General features: G+C 37.7%; 21 protein-coding genes and 3 tRNA genes. 7 read left to right on the top strand and 17 right to left on the bottom strand.

The features are described 5' to 3' along the window. Positions 1-5: 5 nt before the first annotated feature. Genes CFY84_RS01840 through CFY84_RS01830 form a run of 3 tightly spaced genes read left to right on the top strand, consistent with a single transcriptional unit; the run spans position 6 to position 2,541 of the window. Positions 6-839, top strand: a complete 834-nt coding sequence (locus CFY84_RS01840) for a MetQ/NlpA family ABC transporter substrate-binding protein (RefSeq protein WP_088822492.1) — start codon at positions 6-8, stop codon at positions 837-839. Further along, complete coding sequence (locus tag CFY84_RS01835) at positions 840-1,889, top strand: methionine ABC transporter ATP-binding protein (protein WP_088822490.1); 1,050 nt, start codon at positions 840-842, stop codon at positions 1,887-1,889. After that, a complete protein-coding gene (locus CFY84_RS01830) occupies positions 1,882-2,541 on the top strand; it encodes a methionine ABC transporter permease (protein ID WP_088822489.1) in 660 nt (219 codons plus the stop codon). The genes CFY84_RS01835 and CFY84_RS01830 overlap by 8 nt, the downstream gene beginning before the upstream one ends. Before the next feature lies 1 nt (position 2,542). Here CFY84_RS01830 and dusB read toward each other — a convergent pair whose 3' ends face one another. Together dusB and CFY84_RS11355 are read right to left on the bottom strand one after the other, a co-directional pair. Then, positions 2,543-3,520: a tRNA dihydrouridine synthase DusB gene (gene dusB / locus CFY84_RS01825; protein WP_171289045.1), complete on the bottom strand. Its 978-nt coding sequence runs from the start codon at positions 3,518-3,520 to the stop codon at positions 2,543-2,545. Between the two features lie 711 nt (positions 3,521-4,231). Beyond that, positions 4,232-4,357 carry a hypothetical protein gene (locus tag CFY84_RS11355; RefSeq protein ID WP_265734642.1) on the bottom strand — a complete coding sequence of 42 codons (126 nt, stop codon included), beginning with the start codon at positions 4,355-4,357 and terminating at the stop codon, positions 4,232-4,234. A 40-nt stretch (positions 4,358-4,397) separates the two neighbouring features. Between CFY84_RS11355 and CFY84_RS01820 the strand changes: the two genes are divergently transcribed. Next, entirely contained in the window at positions 4,398-5,066 is a 669-nt protein-coding gene (locus tag CFY84_RS01820) for a hypothetical protein (RefSeq protein ID WP_088822485.1), read from the top strand. Between the two features lie 51 nt (positions 5,067-5,117). On the opposite strand, the gene CFY84_RS01815 is transcribed toward CFY84_RS01820, so the two are convergent. The 3 genes from CFY84_RS01815 to CFY84_RS01805 all read right to left on the bottom strand — a co-directional run bounded on the left by CFY84_RS01815 (position 5,118) and on the right by CFY84_RS01805 (position 6,308). Beyond that, a complete protein-coding gene (locus CFY84_RS01815) occupies positions 5,118-5,465 on the bottom strand; it encodes a hypothetical protein (protein WP_088822483.1) in 348 nt (115 codons plus the stop codon). A gap of 134 nt (positions 5,466-5,599) precedes the next feature. Beyond that, on the bottom strand, positions 5,600-5,833 hold the full coding sequence (locus tag CFY84_RS01810) for a hypothetical protein (protein WP_088822482.1): 234 nt from the start codon (positions 5,831-5,833) through the stop codon (positions 5,600-5,602). Positions 5,834-6,092: 259 nt separating this feature from the next. Beyond that, positions 6,093-6,308 carry a hypothetical protein gene (locus CFY84_RS01805; protein ID WP_088822480.1) on the bottom strand — a complete coding sequence of 72 codons (216 nt, stop codon included), beginning with the start codon at positions 6,306-6,308 and terminating at the stop codon, positions 6,093-6,095. Between the two features lie 141 nt (positions 6,309-6,449). Here CFY84_RS01805 and CFY84_RS01800 point away from each other — a divergent pair, with 141 nt between their 5' ends. Beyond that, complete coding sequence (locus CFY84_RS01800; protein ID WP_171289015.1) at positions 6,450-7,040, top strand: uracil-DNA glycosylase family protein; 591 nt, start codon at positions 6,450-6,452, stop codon at positions 7,038-7,040. Between the two features lie 3 nt (positions 7,041-7,043). On the opposite strand, the gene CFY84_RS01795 is transcribed toward CFY84_RS01800, so the two are convergent. The 7 genes from CFY84_RS01795 to pabC all read right to left on the bottom strand — a co-directional run bounded on the left by CFY84_RS01795 (position 7,044) and on the right by pabC (position 13,091). Beyond that, positions 7,044-7,787: an amino acid ABC transporter ATP-binding protein gene (locus CFY84_RS01795; protein WP_088822477.1), complete on the bottom strand. Its 744-nt coding sequence runs from the start codon at positions 7,785-7,787 to the stop codon at positions 7,044-7,046. A 13-nt stretch (positions 7,788-7,800) separates the two neighbouring features. After that, complete coding sequence (locus CFY84_RS01790; RefSeq protein WP_088822475.1) at positions 7,801-8,478, bottom strand: amino acid ABC transporter permease; 678 nt, start codon at positions 8,476-8,478, stop codon at positions 7,801-7,803. Position 8,479: 1 nt separating this feature from the next. Then, positions 8,480-9,322, bottom strand: coding sequence for an amino acid ABC transporter permease (locus tag CFY84_RS01785; protein WP_088822473.1), 843 nt, complete (start codon positions 9,320-9,322; stop codon positions 8,480-8,482). 63 nt (positions 9,323-9,385) lie between these two features. Further along, positions 9,386-10,273: an amino acid ABC transporter substrate-binding protein gene (locus CFY84_RS01780; RefSeq protein WP_407640192.1), complete on the bottom strand. Its 888-nt coding sequence runs from the start codon at positions 10,271-10,273 to the stop codon at positions 9,386-9,388. Positions 10,274-10,602: 329 nt separating this feature from the next. Next, a complete protein-coding gene (gene tmk / locus CFY84_RS01775; RefSeq protein ID WP_088822471.1) occupies positions 10,603-11,208 on the bottom strand; it encodes a dTMP kinase in 606 nt (201 codons plus the stop codon). Continuing rightward, positions 11,209-12,264 (bottom strand): endolytic transglycosylase MltG, encoded by a 1,056-nt coding sequence (mltG, locus tag CFY84_RS01770; protein ID WP_088822469.1) that lies wholly within the window; start codon positions 12,262-12,264, stop codon positions 11,209-11,211. Then, positions 12,261-13,091, bottom strand: a complete 831-nt coding sequence (pabC, locus tag CFY84_RS01765; protein WP_407640182.1) for an aminodeoxychorismate lyase — start codon at positions 13,089-13,091, stop codon at positions 12,261-12,263. The genes mltG and pabC overlap by 4 nt, the downstream gene beginning before the upstream one ends. A 302-nt stretch (positions 13,092-13,393) precedes the next feature. On the opposite strand from pabC, the gene gloB reads away from it, so the two are divergent. Further along, on the top strand, positions 13,394-14,128 hold the full coding sequence (gene gloB, locus CFY84_RS01760) for a hydroxyacylglutathione hydrolase (RefSeq protein ID WP_088822468.1): 735 nt from the start codon (positions 13,394-13,396) through the stop codon (positions 14,126-14,128). Positions 14,129-14,410: 282 nt separating this feature from the next. Further along, positions 14,411-14,614 carry a hypothetical protein gene (locus tag CFY84_RS01755; protein ID WP_088822466.1) on the top strand — a complete coding sequence of 68 codons (204 nt, stop codon included), beginning with the start codon at positions 14,411-14,413 and terminating at the stop codon, positions 14,612-14,614. 73 nt (positions 14,615-14,687) lie between these two features. Here the strand turns inward: CFY84_RS01755 and CFY84_RS01750 are convergent. The 5 genes from CFY84_RS01750 to CFY84_RS01730 all read right to left on the bottom strand — a co-directional run bounded on the left by CFY84_RS01750 (position 14,688) and on the right by CFY84_RS01730 (position 17,365). Beyond that, a tRNA-Leu gene (locus CFY84_RS01750) sits at positions 14,688-14,772 on the bottom strand. Between the two features lie 27 nt (positions 14,773-14,799). Next, positions 14,800-14,873 (bottom strand) — tRNA-Trp (locus CFY84_RS01745). 23 nt (positions 14,874-14,896) lie between these two features. Then, a tRNA-Leu gene (locus CFY84_RS01740) sits at positions 14,897-14,981 on the bottom strand. A gap of 124 nt (positions 14,982-15,105) precedes the next feature. Next, on the bottom strand, positions 15,106-15,879 hold the full coding sequence (locus CFY84_RS01735; RefSeq protein WP_143218752.1) for a protein kinase domain-containing protein: 774 nt from the start codon (positions 15,877-15,879) through the stop codon (positions 15,106-15,108). A 4-nt stretch (positions 15,880-15,883) separates the two neighbouring features. Then, complete coding sequence (locus CFY84_RS01730; RefSeq protein WP_088822463.1) at positions 15,884-17,365, bottom strand: DUF3336 domain-containing protein; 1,482 nt, start codon at positions 17,363-17,365, stop codon at positions 15,884-15,886. Positions 17,366-17,452: the final 87 nt, after the last annotated feature.

The following is a 17,452-nucleotide window of genomic DNA, read 5'->3' as shown; positions in this document are numbered from 1 at the left end:
ACTCCATGAGTAAAAGCAGCAATAAAAAAGTATTCGCCCTTGGCGGAATAGTCGTGATATTGGTGATTGGCCTATTTGCATGGAATCACTTTAGACAAGCAAAAGAACCTAGCCGTGAATTGGTCATTGCAACCAACCCTGTTTTTAGAAATATTTTACAAGTGACAGCCAAAGAAGCAGAAAAAGAAGGCGTAAAAGTCAAATTGGTTGAATTTTCAGATTGGAATACGCCCAATATTACCCTAAATCATGGTGATATTGATGCCAACTTTTTCCAACATCAGCCCTTCTTAACCAATGCAATTAAAGAAGGTGGCTATAAAATTAAGCCCTTTGCAGCAGGCGCAGCATCACGTGTTGGATTATATTCAAAAAAATATACCAGCTTAGATGCATTACCTAACAAAGCACGCGTCGCTATACCGAATGATCCTGTTAATGGTGGTCGTGCATTACTGCTTTTAAATGAAGCCAAACTAATTCAATTAAAAGATCCAACCAATCATTTATCGACCTTACGTGACATTACGTCTAATCCCAAAGACTTACAGTTTATTGAAATGGAAGGTCCACAAACAGCACGTGCTGTAGATGATGTTGATTTGGCATTTACCTATCCACATTATTTAAAACTGTCAAAAACTATCGAACCTGAAAAAGCGCTGTATTTAAATAAAGAAGAAGACAAACGCTATGCCATTTTATTTGTTGTCCGCGATGACTTTAAAGACCCAGATGGTCAATTAAAGAAATTTGTTGATATTTACCAACATTCACCTGTTGTCAAAGATGCCTTGGCAAAAGAAATCGGTCCAACATTATGGTATCCAGGCTGGTAAATGATGAGTCAGACACAATCTAATCTTAATTTACATGTTGATATTCAAGATTTAAATAAATACTACCATCGCCAAGATGATACCCCGATGCATGCATTAAAAGATATTCAATTAAAAATTGCAGCGGGGCAGATTTTTGGCATTATTGGACGCAGTGGTGCAGGAAAATCTTCATTGCTCCGTACACTAAATGGTTTAGAGTCGATTAGCTCAGGGCAAATACACGTACTCGGTCAAGATTTAGCACAACTGAACCATGACCAACTCACAGAGTTCAGAAAACGAATTGGGATGATCTTTCAGCATTTTAATTTAATGTCTGCAAAAACAGTCCGTGAGAATGTGGCATTGCCTCTAAAGATTTCTGGCGTCGCTGCATCCGATATTGCTCGCCGTGTTGATGAAACTTTGGCACTCGTTGGTCTTGCCAATAAAGCAGATCACTATCCATCACAACTATCAGGTGGACAAAAACAACGTGTAGGCATTGCACGTGCACTGATTAATCAGCCTGAGATACTGTTGTGTGATGAAGCAACTTCTGCATTGGACCCTGAAAGCACACAAAGCATTTTGACACTTTTAAAAGAAATTAACCAAAAATTGGGGTTAACCATCATTTTAATCACTCATGAAATGCAAGTCATTCGTGACATTTGTGATGAAGTGGTGGTGATAGATCATGGTGAAATTGTAGAACGTGGGACAGTTTGGCACGTATTTTCGCAGCCAAGCCAAGAGATCACCAAAGAGCTGTTGGACTTAGGTCATCACAATTTACCCGCAGGCATACATGCGCAGCGTAATGATCAGCATCAACACCAAGTGATTAGTATTTATTATGTCCATGCATTACAAGATGCATTTAATTTACAACAACTGTTAAAGCCACTTCGTGCCTATACGCTATTACAAAGCCGTGTTGATGAAATACAAAACCATTGCATTGGTGAGTTGCTAATTTTATCGTCTATTGAGGAAAGCGGCATTACAGCACCAACAGACCCTGCTCTATTGTCAGTACGAATTAAGGAGCATGGTTATGTTTAATGATTTAATTGACCTACTACTTACAGGCACTTTAGACACTATTGTGATGGTTGGCTCTTCTGCCATATTGGCCTTTGTGTTTGGTTTGCCTTTAGCTGTGCTTTTGGTTTGTACAGATAAAAATGGGATTTATCCATCCACTCGAATTCATGAGCCTGTCGGCTGGGTCGTCAACATTACTCGCTCTATCCCTTTTTTAATTCTGATGGTGGCTTTAATTCCATTTACGCGCTTTATTGTGGGAACAAGCTATGGATTGTGGGCAGCGGTGGTACCGCTCACGTTAGCCGCTACCCCTTTCTTTGCACGGATTGCAGAGGTCAGTTTACGTGAAGTGGATCAAGGTCTAATCGAAGCTGCTCAAGCCATGGGCTGTAACCGTAAACAAATCATTTGGCATGTATTATTGCCTGAAGCCATGTCTGGTATTGTGGCAGGCTTTACCGTGACCATTGTCACCATGATCAATTCATCAGCGATTGCTGGTGCAATTGGTGCAGGTGGTTTAGGCGATGTTGCATATCGATATGGTTATCAACGCTTTGATGTACAAATTATGCTTGCAGTCATTGTGGTATTGGTTATTTTAGTCATGCTGATACAATTTTTTGGTGACCATATTTCATCACAGCTCGATAAAAAGCGCGTTTAACTTAAACATGAATATCGCTTAAACGTTCGCCAAAATGAAGTAAATCGTTAAAATACTGCTCAACAACTTGTGCTTGTTGAGCAGTTTGCTCAACTTGATACATATTTTGTCTAAACTCATTGCTAGAACGTAACCCTTTGGTATACCAAGCAATATGTTTTCTTGCAATACGACAGCCTGAATACTCACCATAAAATGCATACAACTCGCTTAAATGGTCCATCAATACATCACGTACTTCAACGATTTCAGGCGCTGCTAAATGTGTTCCCGTCTGTAAATAATGAGCCACTTCTCTAAAAATCCATGGTCGACCTTGTGCAGCACGACCAATCATAATGGCATCAGCGCCTGTCTGTGCTAAGACAAACTGTGCCTTTTCAGGACTATCAATATCGCCATTGGCAATCACAGGGATATTAATTAATTGCTTAACTTGCCGAATTAAATCATAACGTGCGGTATTTAAATACATATCTTCACGGGTTCGGCCATGTAATGCCAAAGCTGCAATACCTGACTTTTCAGCACATTCAGCAATCCGCAGAATATTTTCTTCACCATTTAAAAAACCCAAGCGCGTTTTTAAAGTCACAGGCACATCAACAGCTTGTACTACAGTCGTTAAAATACGCTCTACTAAATCTTCATCTTGCAATAAGGCAGAACCTGCTAATTTATTACACACTTTTTTAGCAGGACAGCCCATATTAATATCTACAATTTGCGCACCATTTGCCACCTGATAACGCGCAGCTTCAGCCAATTCATATGGATCTGAACCTGCAATTTGTGCAGAGATTGGGGCAATTTCACCGTCAAAATTTGCGCGATATAAACTTTTTTTGCTCATGCGCAGCGCTTTATCTGCAGTCATCATCTCACTGACTGCATGCCCTGCACCAAAATATTTGCACAGTGTGCGAAATGGCCGATCGGTGACGCCTGCCATCGGAGCGACCCAAATTTTCTGCGACATTGGGCGATTAAACAATGTATCAATCACTGTATTGTTACTCAATTTTAATCACCTCTATTTTGTCAAAATTTAAACCACACCATTAACCTGTTATACAATGCTCGTATTAGAACTCCCCACATTACACAGTGAATTCATACTCAATGCTTGGGCATTGATCGTAAAATTACAGGGTCGCTAGTGTAAGCAATTCATCCGTAAATTTCCATGCAATTCATCAAATATCGCATACTGCAAATCACGTCAATCCGATGCTCTCAACTGTTATATATGAGTTAAACTGACATTCATTTTCACCCTAATTTCAGATTAAACCTTTAACGCTTTGATATAACTTGTATCAACAATCTTAGAACTTTAATGAGCATTTCACTTAGCTGTAATACCTATAAATACATGTTTATACGGATAAATTTAGTTTACAAAATAAGAATATATAAATTTAAATAAGGTATTTAATGGTAGTGTTTATTTCATATTCCTATGCTAGAGTCACAACATAAGAGGAATGAGCACGGATGATGAATTAATACAATTCATATTGCTCATAAAGGAAATAAAGTAAAAAGATTTACATTTTTTAATTCAAGGATAAAGAACCATGTTTGTCATCTTTCAAACGAATTTATCGTCAGTACCTTATTCAACACAATGTAAAATGCATCATATATTGTGTAGTTAGCTGAACTGAATACACCACAACATCTTGCGTTAAATCCAATCGAATACACCCATTTCATCACGACCATTTTGTAGTCGTCTTTTGGCATGTATAGATTTTGAGGTTGCGCGTTCTTTTAACAATAAAAATTCGTTGATCCGATTTAACAGCTCCATCTTATGGCTGGTAAATCTACTTATAAAAAGGGAGTAATTTATGAAACGTATGGTTTTAGGTGCTTTTTTAATCGCACTACTAGGATGTAGCCAAGGAAATACGAGTCAAGAATCTTCAAATGAAGTCATTAAATACGCAGAGTCGTCCAAGTCCCAACAATTAATCAGTCCTGATCAAACAATTCAAGGGCATTGGATGTATGAAAAGCTCAATGATGAAATGCGGGGAACCTCTACACTCTCTGCATCTCTTACATCGAGTAATCAGTTTGAATTTGCAGCACCTTATAATGGTGGAACCAATTTAACCATGGAGATTGAGCAAGACACCATAAATCCACCAAGTGTCATGTTTACCATTTCAAAAGGAAGATATGCATGTAACACGGCACTCAATAACTGTTATGCATCAATCAAATTTGATGACCATGAAATTGAAAAAATTAATTTAGCAGAATCTGCAAAATATTATTCAGCAGATACTTTATACATCATGAATCCAAAGCAATCTAAAAAGTTTATTCAATCGATCGCAACATTTAAAAAAGTAATTATTGAATTACCTTTTGCACGTGAAGGACGAAAGCAATTCACCTTTAATTTACCTGGTTTAAATTGGAATATGAAAACCATGTCTATGCAACGTGATGCCTCTGACAATATACGCTCTCATGCTAAAATGAAGCATCAAGCAAATTATGCGTTGTAACCGGTAAATACAAAAAAGAAGGAATTGATTTGGGTCAATCCCTTCTTTCAATTAGGTTCCTGAGCTTTTACTTCTGATAATCGGAATCAACTTTCCGAGTAATTCAATTAAACTTGGGATATCTTGCACACCAAAATATTCAGTATGATCGGTATATAAAGAAAAAATAATAATGTATTGATACATATCTGCTGTGACATTATTTGCAATCAGCACAGTGATATATTTAGGTGAATTTACTGGATTATAAAATAAGCTTTGATCACAAATATAGCCCAATCGTTCCATGGCCTCTTCTTGAGTCACTGGACCATCAGATGTTTGTAATTCGCGATTCAACTCTGAACTAAAATCGTACTTTGCATCGCCCCAACCCGTTCTATAATTGTATTCGTACATTCTACTCAACTATCTAAAATCAATGGTTTAAACCATAACATGAAGAAGCAAGTTGCACTATAAGTATTGTTAATTTTCAAGAAACAAATTATAAAGTGTATAGAAATCAATACAATGTATTTATCTTTAAATCCTTAATCGCGAATAGCAATAATTTGATAGCGCGTTTCTAACAACAATGCACCCATTTCTTTTCCAACTTCTGGGTCATTAAGCACATTAAGATAGTATGACTCTGTGATTTTTTGCTCACGCTCGTTATACCATTCATTAAATTTTATTTCTTGGCTGCCTTTAAATTTAATTACTTCTTTATTGAATACTTCAGATGTTGCCCCGTTCAGAATCTTCCTTAGCGTAATAATCATTTAACACATCCCATTTATAGTGATCTAAATTTTGTTATAGATAACATAGAACGTCTATAATGTAACTTTTTAAAGTGTTTCAAAGCATTGCACTTTGTGCACCAAATTAGAACATAAAATTATTTGGGTAAACTCTAGGCAAAAAAAACCACGCTAATGGGGTGATTGGCGTGGCTGTAAAATTGAACAACTTTCAATATGTGCATTGTATCACCTTTTTATAAAAAAAAGCAACATAAATTAGGATATGTTTTAAAAATCATGCTTCTAGCACTTTATAGATGTGGTTTGTGTTTTGACTCAGAAATAATAACTCAATTGAAGGTTTGATGATTTCACCATTAATCTCAATATAATCAATACTATGAGCAATATATTGATCTTTTAATGATCTTAATTTGAAAAGATCCATTTTTGCATTTACATATTGGATTTGATCAAATTGATTTTTAACTTTGACTGAAAATATTTTCATGATTAAACACCTTTTTAATAGATTGTTTAATTTTTATACCATGATTCAATTTTAAACTAAAAATCCAAATTGTTAGAATTTATGGCAGTGTAACTTTGTACCTGCGATTAAATGGTGCAATATGTATCATCTGTTAGGAATATGACTATGCCAATGTCTGAAACACACCCACTTCAACCCTTTTTACCGCAAGATGCACAATTGCTTATGCTAGGCAGCTTCCCGCCACCTAAAAACAAATGGAAAATGAATTTCTTCTACCCAAATTATCAAAATGATATGTGGCGAATTATGGGGAGCATATTTTATCAAGATAAAGATTATTTTTTAGATGTTGAGCATAAAATGTTTAAGCTCAGTTTGATCAAGGACTTTTTAATTACACATCACATTGCAATATATGATGTTGCAGCAGCAGTAATTCGACATCAAGGCAATGCGTCTGACAAACACTTAGAAATTGTTCAGCCTATAGACTTAAAGCACATGCTAGAACTCATTCCCTCTTGTCAGACTATTATGACCACAGGCGATAAAGCAACTGAATCGCTCATGACTCATTTTACAGCGTCAACCATGAAACCAAGCATTCTCAAATCAAGCCAAACTATTTTTCATGACCGCGCATTAAATTTATACAGACTGCCCTCCTCATCGCGTGCCTATCCTTTGGCACTTACAGAAAAGGTCAAAGCATACCAACACTTCTTTGAAGAGATTGGTATGCTTTGAAAATTAATGTACAGCTTGGATTTTTTCTAAGAACGTTTGCGCACGCTCATGACGTGCACTGATATTTTGGAAAAACTCTTGCGTTGAACAGTCTTCCAAAATCTTACCTTCATCCATGAAAATTAAACGGTTAGACACTTTACGTGCAAAGCCCATTTCATGGGTCACACACATCATGGTCATACCTTCATTCGCAAGCTGTACCATCACATCAAGTACTTCGCCCACCATTTCTGGATCTAGTGCTGATGTTGGCTCATCAAACAACATACAACTTGGGTCCATACACAAGCCACGGGCAATTGCGATACGCTGTTGCTGTCCACCGGATAACTGACCTGGGAATTTATGCTTATGCGCGAGCATACCAACCCGTTCTAAATATTGGATGGCTTTTTTTTCTGCATCCGCTAAAGTGCGCTTTAGTACTTTAATTTGCGCAATCGTTAAATTTTCAAGCACGGTCATATGTGGGAACAATTCAAAGTGCTGAAAAACCATCCCCACTTGAGAACGAAATTGCGCTAAATTAATTTTAGGATCATTTAATGACAAACCATTCACAACGATATTGCCTTTTTGGAAAGGTTCGAGTGCATTGACGGTTTTAATGAGAGTTGATTTGCCTGAACCTGATGGTCCACAAACAACAACCACATCCCCTTTTTCAATTGAAGTTGAACATTCAGTGAGTACTTGAAAGTTGCCATACCATTTAGAGATATGTTGAATGTCGATCATTGGCATATTAAATTCCCTATTAACGGATAATGGCAACTCTTTCTTGTAGCTTTTTCACGAGTCTAGATAAAAAGAAAGAAATTGAAAAATAAACGATAGCAACAATCATATAAAAAGTTGCTTTGGTTTCTGGGCCATAGGTATTGGCTAAAGTATCTGCACTGCCCAAAAAGTCAGGGGCACTGATCACATAAACCAAAGATACATCTTGAAAAAGAATAATGGTTTGCGTCAAAAGCACAGGAATCATATTACGAAATGCTTGTGGTAACACCACATAGCGCATGGATTGCGCATAATTAAAACCAATGGCATAACCTGCAGCAACTTGACCTTTAGGCACAGATTGAATACCTGAGCGAACAATTTCAGCAAAAAAAGCAGCTTCAAAAATTGCAAAAGTTAGTACACTTGAAAACAGTGGACCATAATAAGTGTCTGTCTGAAAATCAAATACTTTAGGCAATAAAAAGTAAAATATGAAAATAACTTGAATCAGTGGAATACCACGAAAACAATCCACATAAAGTTTTGCAAACTGACTGGCTACACGGTGACTTGATAAACGCATCATGGCAAGCGGTGTACCAATTAAAATACCGCCAATCATGGAAAGCACAGCAACGGTTAAAGTAAAGCCTAACCCTTTACTGAGTGCTTCAATCACATCGGTATGCTGAAGTAGAGAAAAATCCATATTACTTTCCTCCTGAACCTAAGCCTGGAACTGCCATTCTTTTTTCTATCCAAACCATAATGCCTTTAATGGTGTATGTCACCACCAAATACACAGGTGTAGATAGGACTAAAATCACAATATCTTGAGAGGTTTCTTCACGCATGGTTTTGGTATAAGCAAAAAAGTTTAAAACACTCAAGGCATACAGTACTGCTGAGTTTTTAAACACATTCATGGCTTCAGAGGTGACTGTTGGCCATACAGTTCGATACGCCACAGGTAAAATCACATAGCGATAACTTTGTGCAGTCGTAAACCCCATGGCAGAGGCTGCAAACTTTTGCCCGCGTGGCACAGTTAATATGCCAGCACGAATATGTTCAGATAAACGTGCTGCGGTATAAAGACCAAGTGCAAATACCCCTACAACAGCAGGCTGGGTATTTAGTAAATTTTTCCACCAACCACCAGCCACCATTTCACCGCTACCTGCACTAATGCTTTGCGGTAAAAATTCAGGGAATACAAATGCCCAAAAAAAGAGCTGTACAATTAATGGAATATTTCTAAATATTTCCACATAAACATGACCAATACCTGCGAGAAACTTATTCGGTAATGTTCGTGCAACACCCAATAAAGAACCAAGCACAAATGCAATCAAGAAAGCTGCAATAGCTGTCCACACCATGGTAAACACACCTGCACCTAGCATTTGTAACCATGTTGGTGCTTCTGCAGCTGCTGAATAACTTGAACCACCAATCTGCTGACAAATTGTTTCTGCCCATGCTGATTTGTCGACCCCATATTCATTTGATGCATTACAAAATGCAGTCCAATTTAACGAGCCAAATGACATATATTCCCCTCAAAAAGCAAACTGACCATGGTCACATGGTCAGTTTGTATGACATTTTATCGTTTAGATACCAGCATCATTTGGATGCGCTTTTAACTGCTTATATGACTCACTTTGTGGCATATTTAAGCTAATGTTTTTTGGCGGGATTGGTGATAAAAACCATTTTTTATATAACTGATCCATTTGACCTGATTTCCACATGCCCAAAACGACACGGTCAACCACTGCTTTAAATTGTGGATCTGCTTTTGGCAGCATAATGCCATAAGGCTCAGATGATAAAATAGGACCAACAATTGCAAATGCTTTTGGTGTTGATGACTTGGCAATCAAACCTGCCAAAATATTGTCATCCATCACAAAAGCTGCTGCACGCCCTGAAGCTAAAATTGCAAATGAATCTGCATGGTCTTTACCATAAATGTTTTGTACATTTACGTTTTGACCTTTTTCGTTCATTTTAATGTATTTATCAGATGTTGTACCTTGTGTCGTCACAACAGCCTTGCCATTTAGATCACTAATACTTTTAATACCTGATGCTGCTTTCACAGCCATACGAACTTCAGTTGCATAATAGTTAATTGAGAAAGCAACTTGTTCTTGACGTTGTTTTGAATTGGTTGTGCTGCCACACTCCATGTCAATATTGCCCGCTAGAAGCTCAGGAACACGTGTTGATGACGTTACAGCTTTATATTCAACTTTTAAGTTGGGTAATTTGAGTTGTTTTTTAACTTCAGCGGCAATGTTATTACAAATATCTAAAGCATAGCCTACTGGTTTTCCACCAGACACATAAGAAATCGGGTCAGATGACTCTCTATGACCAATCACAATTTTCCCTGTGGTCTTGATCTTCATCAGCGTATCTGCTGCATGGACTTGTGTCATCCCGCTTAATGTTGTTATAACCATTGCTGAAAATAATGCAGTTTTTGATACCATTTTCATTTTTTGCCCCTACTGGCCAACTTAACTATGCTTTTAAGTTAATGTGTCGTGATTTAAATCTCATGACACACCGACATCCTGTATATGAATTTTTATATAGCAATGATCGCGCCAACTTTGGCTTTAAAGAAAGTTTTGTACTGTTTTAAATGAAAATAATTCTTATTTCATGAAATTTCTTGGGTTTTAAGCCCCTTAATTGATTTTTCGTTATTATTCAGCTGTGTACATGGCATAGTCTGAAGTTACATAAATGCACTATTTATTTACAAGGAAAAACAAAACCGCACGATTAGCGTGCGGTTAATTTGAAATTTGCCCTATTATTTTCGGCTAAGCAACTGAATCACTTGCTGAAAAACATGCTCGGCAGATTGAGTTGCATCAACTTTTTGAATACGCTGTGGTGCATCTTGATGCAACTGCGCATAGCCTGCTCTAACACGCTCAAAAAAGGTGAGTTTCTCTTGTTCAAAGCGATCTAATTCACCACGTGCTGTGGCTCTTGCCATACCAATTTCTACAGGGGCATCGAGCCAAAATGTAAAGTCTGGCATACATGGTACAAATGTTTGATTTAACAATTCAAGCTTTTCGGCACTTAGACCGCGCCCCTTAACTTGATATGCAAAACTTGCATCGGTAAAGCGATCGCTCAATACCACATCACCACGCTCAAGTGCAGGGAGAATCACTTGATTAAGATGTTGGCTTCTTGCAGCATAGATCAGTAGCAACTCGGTGTCTACACACATTTGTTCTTGTTCATTGACCGCAAGCAATAAATTTCTGATGGTTTCGGCCAAGGGGGTGCCACCTGGCTCACGCGTGAGTACCACATGTTTACCTTGTCCGATAAAATAATCATGTAGACGCTGGATCAGCGTGCTTTTTCCAACACCCTCTGTGCCTTCAAAACTAATAAACATTTAAGGTGTGACTCCATCTTTCTTTGATTTTAAAACTGACAAATAGCTTTGCACAGCCCGATTATGATCCGCTAAATTCTCACTAAAGGTATGCCCACCATGTCCTGTGGCAACAAAATAAATATTTTTAGATTGATCAGGATGCATAGCCGCTTCAATCGATTTACTGTCTGGCAATGCAATTGGCGTTGGCGGTAATCCTGCATTGGTATAGGTATTATATGGCGTTGGTGTTGTTAAATCTTTACGCGTGATGTTGCCTTGATATTGATCGCCCATCCCGTAAATAACCGTTGGGTCGGTTTGTAATCGCATACCTAGTTTTAAACGGCGAATAAACACCCCTGCCACTTGATTGGCCTCTTGGTTCAAGCTTGTTTCTTTTTTAATAATCGAGGCCATAATCAATGCCTCATACTTATTCTTATAAGGTAAATCTTTAGCTCGCCCTTCCCATGCTTGATCTAACTCATCCATTTGACGATGATACAAATTCATTAAAATACGCTCATCTGTTTCACCTTTACTAAAAAAATAAGTATTTGGTGCAAACAAACCTTCCAAGCTTGGGTAAGGGATTCCCAATGCTTTTATGATTTCTGCTTCAGGCAGATGAACAATGGTTTTTTTCACAAAAGGATCTTGTCTTAATCGTGCCAACAACTGTTTACTGGTGGTTCCATCAATAACCATGATGGTATTCATTTGAGAATTTTCAGCATTTGACATAAAGCGCAAGACATCTTTCACACTCATGCCTTTTTCAATTTCATAAACCCCTGCTTTTAATGTGCCACGAATCATAAAATGCCGATATGCTTTCACAATAAACGCAAAATCAATTTGATTTTTTTCTGCTAAACGATCTATTAACGCAGAATACGTATCACCTTTACGAATCGAAACAAACTGTTTCTCTCCTTGAACAGGATAGTGACGTCCTAAACTTAAGCTATAAACCAATATGGCCATTAAGATCAGGGCAATAAAACAAACACATAATGTTTTGAACGACCATAAACCGCGTTTTTTTTTGTGAGTCGGAGTTGCACTCATGATAAATGATCCAAGGTCAATAATTGAAATAAAGTTTCAGCAGGTTGAATATTTAAGGTTTTATGACCTAATGTGGTTGCGATTTGCATCGGATTTAATGCATTGCAGAAAAATAAGCTTTCAATGTTTTGACATTGTGCATTTGAAATTGCTGTTTGTTGACAAACAATTTTTTGTTCCTGCATGCGTGTCAATATTTCTGCGCGCATCACCCCAGCAATGCCATTATTCTGTAGATGAGGCGTCAGCCAATGGCCATCAATATAAATAAAACAATTACTGCTCACACCTTCAACCAATTGATCAGCATAGTCAAATACCAATGCTTCAGGCACTGATTTTGTCGCTGCTTCATGCTTTAGCATCACTTGCTCTAAACGGTTTAATGATTTCACCCCAAGCAGCTGTGGCATCACATTCGCTGCAATTTTAGATTGCAACACATCAGCACAAATATAACTTAGACCTAATCTTGCAGGCTGCTGTATAGGATAAAACAGTACATACAGATCTGCAGGCTGCTCATTTGAAAAGCCATACCCACGCTGTCCTTCTCCACGGCTTATTATAATTTTTAAAGTGCCGTTTAAGGTTAAAGTTCCTGTATATAACTGCAATTTTTCAATCAATTGATCAATACAAGACCAATTGGGCCGAAGCAATAGCTGCTGTGCATGTTGATGCAAACGTTGTTGATGTCTTGACCACAGTAAAATACTGTTATTTACAACTTTAGCTGTTGTAAAACATCCATCGCCATACTGAAATGCACGATCTTGAATCGGTACATTTTGTTCTGGCTTATCGTTTTTTAAACACAACACCATATTGCCCTACTTGTTTTCATATCTGTTCAGTTTAAGGGCTTTTACATAAAAATTCTTAGCATTTTGTGAGAAAGGGTTTGTTTTATTTTATTCAAATACATCAAATGCAACCGTCTGAACCAATGGATTCAAATGTCTGTTGCAGAAACACAGTAAAAAGCACCGCTCATCAACTATATTTTTAACTGAGTAACAGTATAGACTAAGCTTAATATTTTTTAATTTTCATCAATAATTAGAGCCAGTTGCATGGTCATGATCAAAGTAACATCATGTGCCCAACTCGCCATAGAGGATGTTGTATGTCAAATTTTAAAGTTCATCTCATCGATGTTCACAACAAAATGCAAAATTATATTTGGGTTATTGAAAATACAAGCAACCAACATGCTGTAGTGATCGACCCCACCGAAGCTGCGCCTGTACTTGAACTTGTTCAGCAACATCAGCTTCACATTCAACAAATTTGGATTACTCATTGGCATAAAGACCATACTTTTGGTGTACCTGAACTATTACAACATACTTCTGTTCCTGTTTATGGACCTGATGCTGAAAAAGCAAAGATCCCTGTTCTTAGCCATTTTCTTCATGACCATGATCAACTAACATTTGACGGACTTACTGTCGAAGTCATTGCAACGCCTGGGCATACGCTTGGTCATATTTCTTATTTTGTACCCGCGATAGAAGCTGCTTTTGTGGGCGACACTTTATTTGCAATGGGGTGTGGACGTGTCTTTGAAGGCACACATGAACAAATGTTTCATTCTTTACAACGTCTTGCCAAACTGCCTAAAGAAACACGACTCTATTGCGGTCATGAATATACACTAGCCAATGCTCAATTTTCATTGACCATTGAACCTGACAATACAGCGTTACAAGCAAGAACAGCAGAAGTGGAACAATTACGGGCACAACAACTTCCAACACTGCCAACGCAGCTTGCAATTGAGCTTGAAACGAATTTATTTTTGCGTGCTCAAACAGCTGAAGAGTTTTCAAAAATCCGTACCTTAAAAGATCAAAGCTAATTGATATTTTAATTTGACACATTTTGTTAAACCATCACAAAATGTGTCATTGTGAGAAACAGCACTTGCTCTTTTAAACGTTCATAATAACCATTTGAATTATAAAATTTTTATAAGAAAGTATTCACTTAAAAACCAAAGTGTTCAGTTACAGTTTGAGTGAAATGATAATGCTTATATATGAAAACGTTTTTTTATAGGATTTCTTTGTGTTTTACACTTTAAAAATCACACCAACAGCCTTATAAAGAACTCAAAGAAAGAATGATAAAGGATCTTCTGATGAAAAAAGTAGTTAAAGCAAAGAATATGATTGCATTTCGAATTTGGTTAGAAAATTTGGGGTATTCCATTCACAGTTTAGCGGACAACAAAGGCTTTACGTTCCGTTTTAAAAAAGAATATGGATTAGTCACTTATGATTTAGCAGGCAATCCACTTGCATGCAAATTGGGAGAAGAATTCGAAGATCACTTAAAAGCATAATCATCTTTCGCTGATTAGATCTACCCAAATGGCAGGCACAAAAAAAGCAAGATAATCATCTTGCTTTTTTCTATGGTGGGGATGAAGAGACTCGAACTCTTACACCTTGCGGCGCTGGAACCTAAATCCAGTGCGTCTACCAATTTCGCCACATCCCCATCGGTTATCGTTCACTTAAAACGATATGGCAGAGGATAAAGGATTCGAACCTTTACGAACGGTTTTGGAGACCGTCATGCTACCATTACACCAATCCTCTAATTCCCAAACTACAAAGTAGATTGGTGGGGGCGAAGAGACTCGAACTCTTACACCTTGCGGCGCTGGAACCTAAATCCAGTGCGTCTACCAATTTCGCCACGCCCCCGATGGCTGTGTATAATATAGAGAACTCTACCTGCTGACAAGCCCTTTTTTCTATATTTTAAACCACATGCACAAATAACACGCAAAATAGAAATGATGTTTAAGACGCGATCAATATATTGATTTCATAAATTTTTTAATAACGATAAATGTGCCAATCGGTGTTTAAACTGACGCTGCAACATCTGATCGAGTAATGGCTGTAACTGCTGATATGCCAAAGGTAAATGAAATATACTATGCTGACAGTGCAAAATCGCCCACTCACGATAGCTCTTCGCTTTTAATGGTTGTTGGCTGAGCCATTCATAAATAATTACACCCAATGCATAAATATCGCTTTGTATGGTTTTAGCATGATGATGAAACAACTCAGGTGCCATATAGTGTGGCGTTGCATTTAAATACTCAGACACGGTATCTACAGCTTGCGCATGCTCAAAATCTATAAGATAAACTTGATTATGATGTCTGACAAAATGCTTAGGTTTAAGGTCGGCATGTAACCACCCGCTATCATGCCATGCTAAAACAGCCTGAATCATTTGCTTTATTATGTTTTTTGCATGAAGTATATGTTGTGGTGGATATGCCAAGATGGGTTCAGCATGTTGGATGAGTAAAGCTGTTCCTGCTTTTAAATCAAAAGCGGTCAGCTGATCAGGATGTAAAACAAGGCAAGGCAAGGTTAATTGATGCATCTGAGGCAAATTATAAATCAGTTGCTCTTGCTGAAAGCCTTGTACATATTGTGGATGCCCGTCTTGGGCTTGATATTTTAACCAATACTGCCGCTGCTGTTGTTGAATATAATAAATTTGCCGCCCATATTGCTGACTTGTTTGAGATGTCACATCGGTTATGGAATACGGTAGCTGATAATCAAGCCATGGCATCATGCCGTTATCCACTTTGGCGCTGCTTCAAACGCGCCAAAATATGCTCAATTGTTTTGCCTGTACGTGCATACATTTCAATCATTGAAATTTTAGGCCATGTAGCACGCTCCCCTTCACGCTGTAGTTTTTTAAAAATTTCAGGGGTTGGGTTTTTAAGCAAATAGGCATAATGACGTAAATTATACTTTCCAATTACATTGATATCACCATAGTAATGCTGATCTACAATGCCATAACCATGGTCCAACAAACGGCGTACCTGAGGCACAGCACCTGCCCGTTCCCGAGTAAAATCCATCATACCTTTTACGAAAATTTTGCCTTGTCTACGTACAATTCGTTCAGGCCAACTGAGCAAGTCTTGACGATACCGATCTGCGTCCGTTTGCATAAACGGCACCACATGCGGATTGGCTTGGCTGGCGATGGTGTAATTAACATTATATAAACGCACCATTTTCTCTTGTGGAAAATCACTGCGTACACTGCCATCAACCCATCGAGTATTGGCTAAAAATGGGACATGTGAGCCATCGTATTTTTTAGCCGTCAGCTCAACTGGAGAAAATAAAATCGGTACAGCGCAAGACGCCAATACAGCACTCCATACCAAAAGGTCAGGTGATGTATACTTATTTAAAACACGTGGACTTTGTGATGCATCATATGGCGCTACTGCAATATTAATATTTAATCCTGAACGCTGATACGCTTCAGCAAACGTCACATCGCCTAAATGCTCAATTAAAAAGCTTTTTAAATGTTCAATGCTAGTAAATCCTTCTGGTTCTTTTAAAAGCATTTTAATCGATTTAAATTCAAATACATGGCTATAAAAGTTTTTACCGCTTAATAGCTGATTAAAACGCGCAGTGTCTAAAGTACCAAGCAGTGCTGCCATAATGGCTCCTGCACTCGAACCTGAAAATACATTAGGCAACAAATCTTGTTCTTGTAATGCCTTACACATACCACTATGAAATAATCCTAAGGTAGCACCACCTGAAAACATCAATGCAGGCTGCCCATAAGCAATTTGTGAGTTTTCAAAAAAACTGATTTTATCGTCTAAACTCAAATATGTTTCATCAACCTGTTCAAGGTAACGCAATGTCTGATTGACTTCATCAATATAATCTTCAATGATTTGTTTGGTGCCTAAACGACACACCACAAACAACATTGGATGGCAAATATTACCAATGTCATATGTTAAACCTTCACTTAGTAAATGAATTAAGTCTCGTACTTGATGCTGTGCACGATACCCTTTGAGCTGCTGAATACGTGAAGCAATCACATCAGCACTGTAATACGGAGATTTAGGGTCTTGCTTCCATGCCTGAGCACCTGACATTTGGTCAAGCTGTTGAGCAATGTTACGCCATTCTGCATAACTTTCAGCATGCTCAAGCTGATTCTGCAACTTTTTAGTTTGATATGTTTGCTGAATTTTTGAGGTTTGCTGTGAAATCAACTTGAGCATATTTTTATCCTAACATCATCATATTACTGATTTAACATTGTTATGTTCATCATCCTTGATGTTCCATCATCTTTTCAGTTCACCATG

It is taken from the genome of Acinetobacter apis (genome assembly GCF_900197575.1).
Lineage (GTDB): Bacteria > Pseudomonadota > Gammaproteobacteria > Pseudomonadales > Moraxellaceae > Acinetobacter > Acinetobacter apis.
The sequence above is the reverse complement of the archived record's forward strand: the minus strand, read 5'-3'. Positions and strand labels throughout refer to the sequence as shown.

Bases quoted from the DNA above. Each gene is read 5' to 3' on its own strand.
- CFY84_RS01840 (WP_088822492.1), top strand. From the start codon at position 6: ATGAGTAAAAGCAGCAATAAAAAAGTATTCGCCCTTGGCGGAATAGTC.
- CFY84_RS01835 (WP_088822490.1), top strand. From the start codon at position 840: ATGATGAGTCAGACACAATCTAATCTTAATTTACATGTTGATATTCAA.
- CFY84_RS01830 (WP_088822489.1), top strand. From the start codon at position 1,882: ATGTTTAATGATTTAATTGACCTACTACTTACAGGCACTTTAGACACT.
- dusB (WP_171289045.1), bottom strand. From the start codon at position 3,520: ATGTCGCAGAAAATTTGGGTCGCTCCGATGGCAGGCGTCACCGATCGG.
- CFY84_RS11355 (WP_265734642.1), bottom strand. From the start codon at position 4,357: ATGGAGCTGTTAAATCGGATCAACGAATTTTTATTGTTAAAAGAACGC.
- CFY84_RS01820 (WP_088822485.1), top strand. From the start codon at position 4,398: ATGAAACGTATGGTTTTAGGTGCTTTTTTAATCGCACTACTAGGATGT.
- CFY84_RS01815 (WP_088822483.1), bottom strand. From the start codon at position 5,465: ATGTACGAATACAATTATAGAACGGGTTGGGGCGATGCAAAGTACGAT.
- CFY84_RS01810 (WP_088822482.1), bottom strand. From the start codon at position 5,833: ATGATTATTACGCTAAGGAAGATTCTGAACGGGGCAACATCTGAAGTA.
- CFY84_RS01805 (WP_088822480.1), bottom strand. From the start codon at position 6,308: ATGAAAATATTTTCAGTCAAAGTTAAAAATCAATTTGATCAAATCCAA.
- CFY84_RS01800 (WP_171289015.1), top strand. From the start codon at position 6,450: ATGACTATGCCAATGTCTGAAACACACCCACTTCAACCCTTTTTACCG.
- CFY84_RS01795 (WP_088822477.1), bottom strand. From the start codon at position 7,787: ATGCCAATGATCGACATTCAACATATCTCTAAATGGTATGGCAACTTT.
- CFY84_RS01790 (WP_088822475.1), bottom strand. From the start codon at position 8,478: ATGGATTTTTCTCTACTTCAGCATACCGATGTGATTGAAGCACTCAGT.
- CFY84_RS01785 (WP_088822473.1), bottom strand. From the start codon at position 9,322: ATGTCATTTGGCTCGTTAAATTGGACTGCATTTTGTAATGCATCAAAT.
- CFY84_RS01780 (WP_407640192.1), bottom strand. From the start codon at position 10,273: ATGGTATCAAAAACTGCATTATTTTCAGCAATGGTTATAACAACATTA.
- tmk (WP_088822471.1), bottom strand. From the start codon at position 11,208: ATGTTTATTAGTTTTGAAGGCACAGAGGGTGTTGGAAAAAGCACGCTG.
- mltG (WP_088822469.1), bottom strand. From the start codon at position 12,264: ATGAGTGCAACTCCGACTCACAAAAAAAAACGCGGTTTATGGTCGTTC.
- pabC (WP_407640182.1), bottom strand. From the start codon at position 13,091: ATGGTGTTGTGTTTAAAAAACGATAAGCCAGAACAAAATGTACCGATT.
- gloB (WP_088822468.1), top strand. From the start codon at position 13,394: ATGTCAAATTTTAAAGTTCATCTCATCGATGTTCACAACAAAATGCAA.
- CFY84_RS01755 (WP_088822466.1), top strand. From the start codon at position 14,411: ATGAAAAAAGTAGTTAAAGCAAAGAATATGATTGCATTTCGAATTTGG.
- CFY84_RS01735 (WP_143218752.1), bottom strand. From the start codon at position 15,879: ATGATGCCATGGCTTGATTATCAGCTACCGTATTCCATAACCGATGTG.
- CFY84_RS01730 (WP_088822463.1), bottom strand. From the start codon at position 17,365: ATGCTCAAGTTGATTTCACAGCAAACCTCAAAAATTCAGCAAACATAT.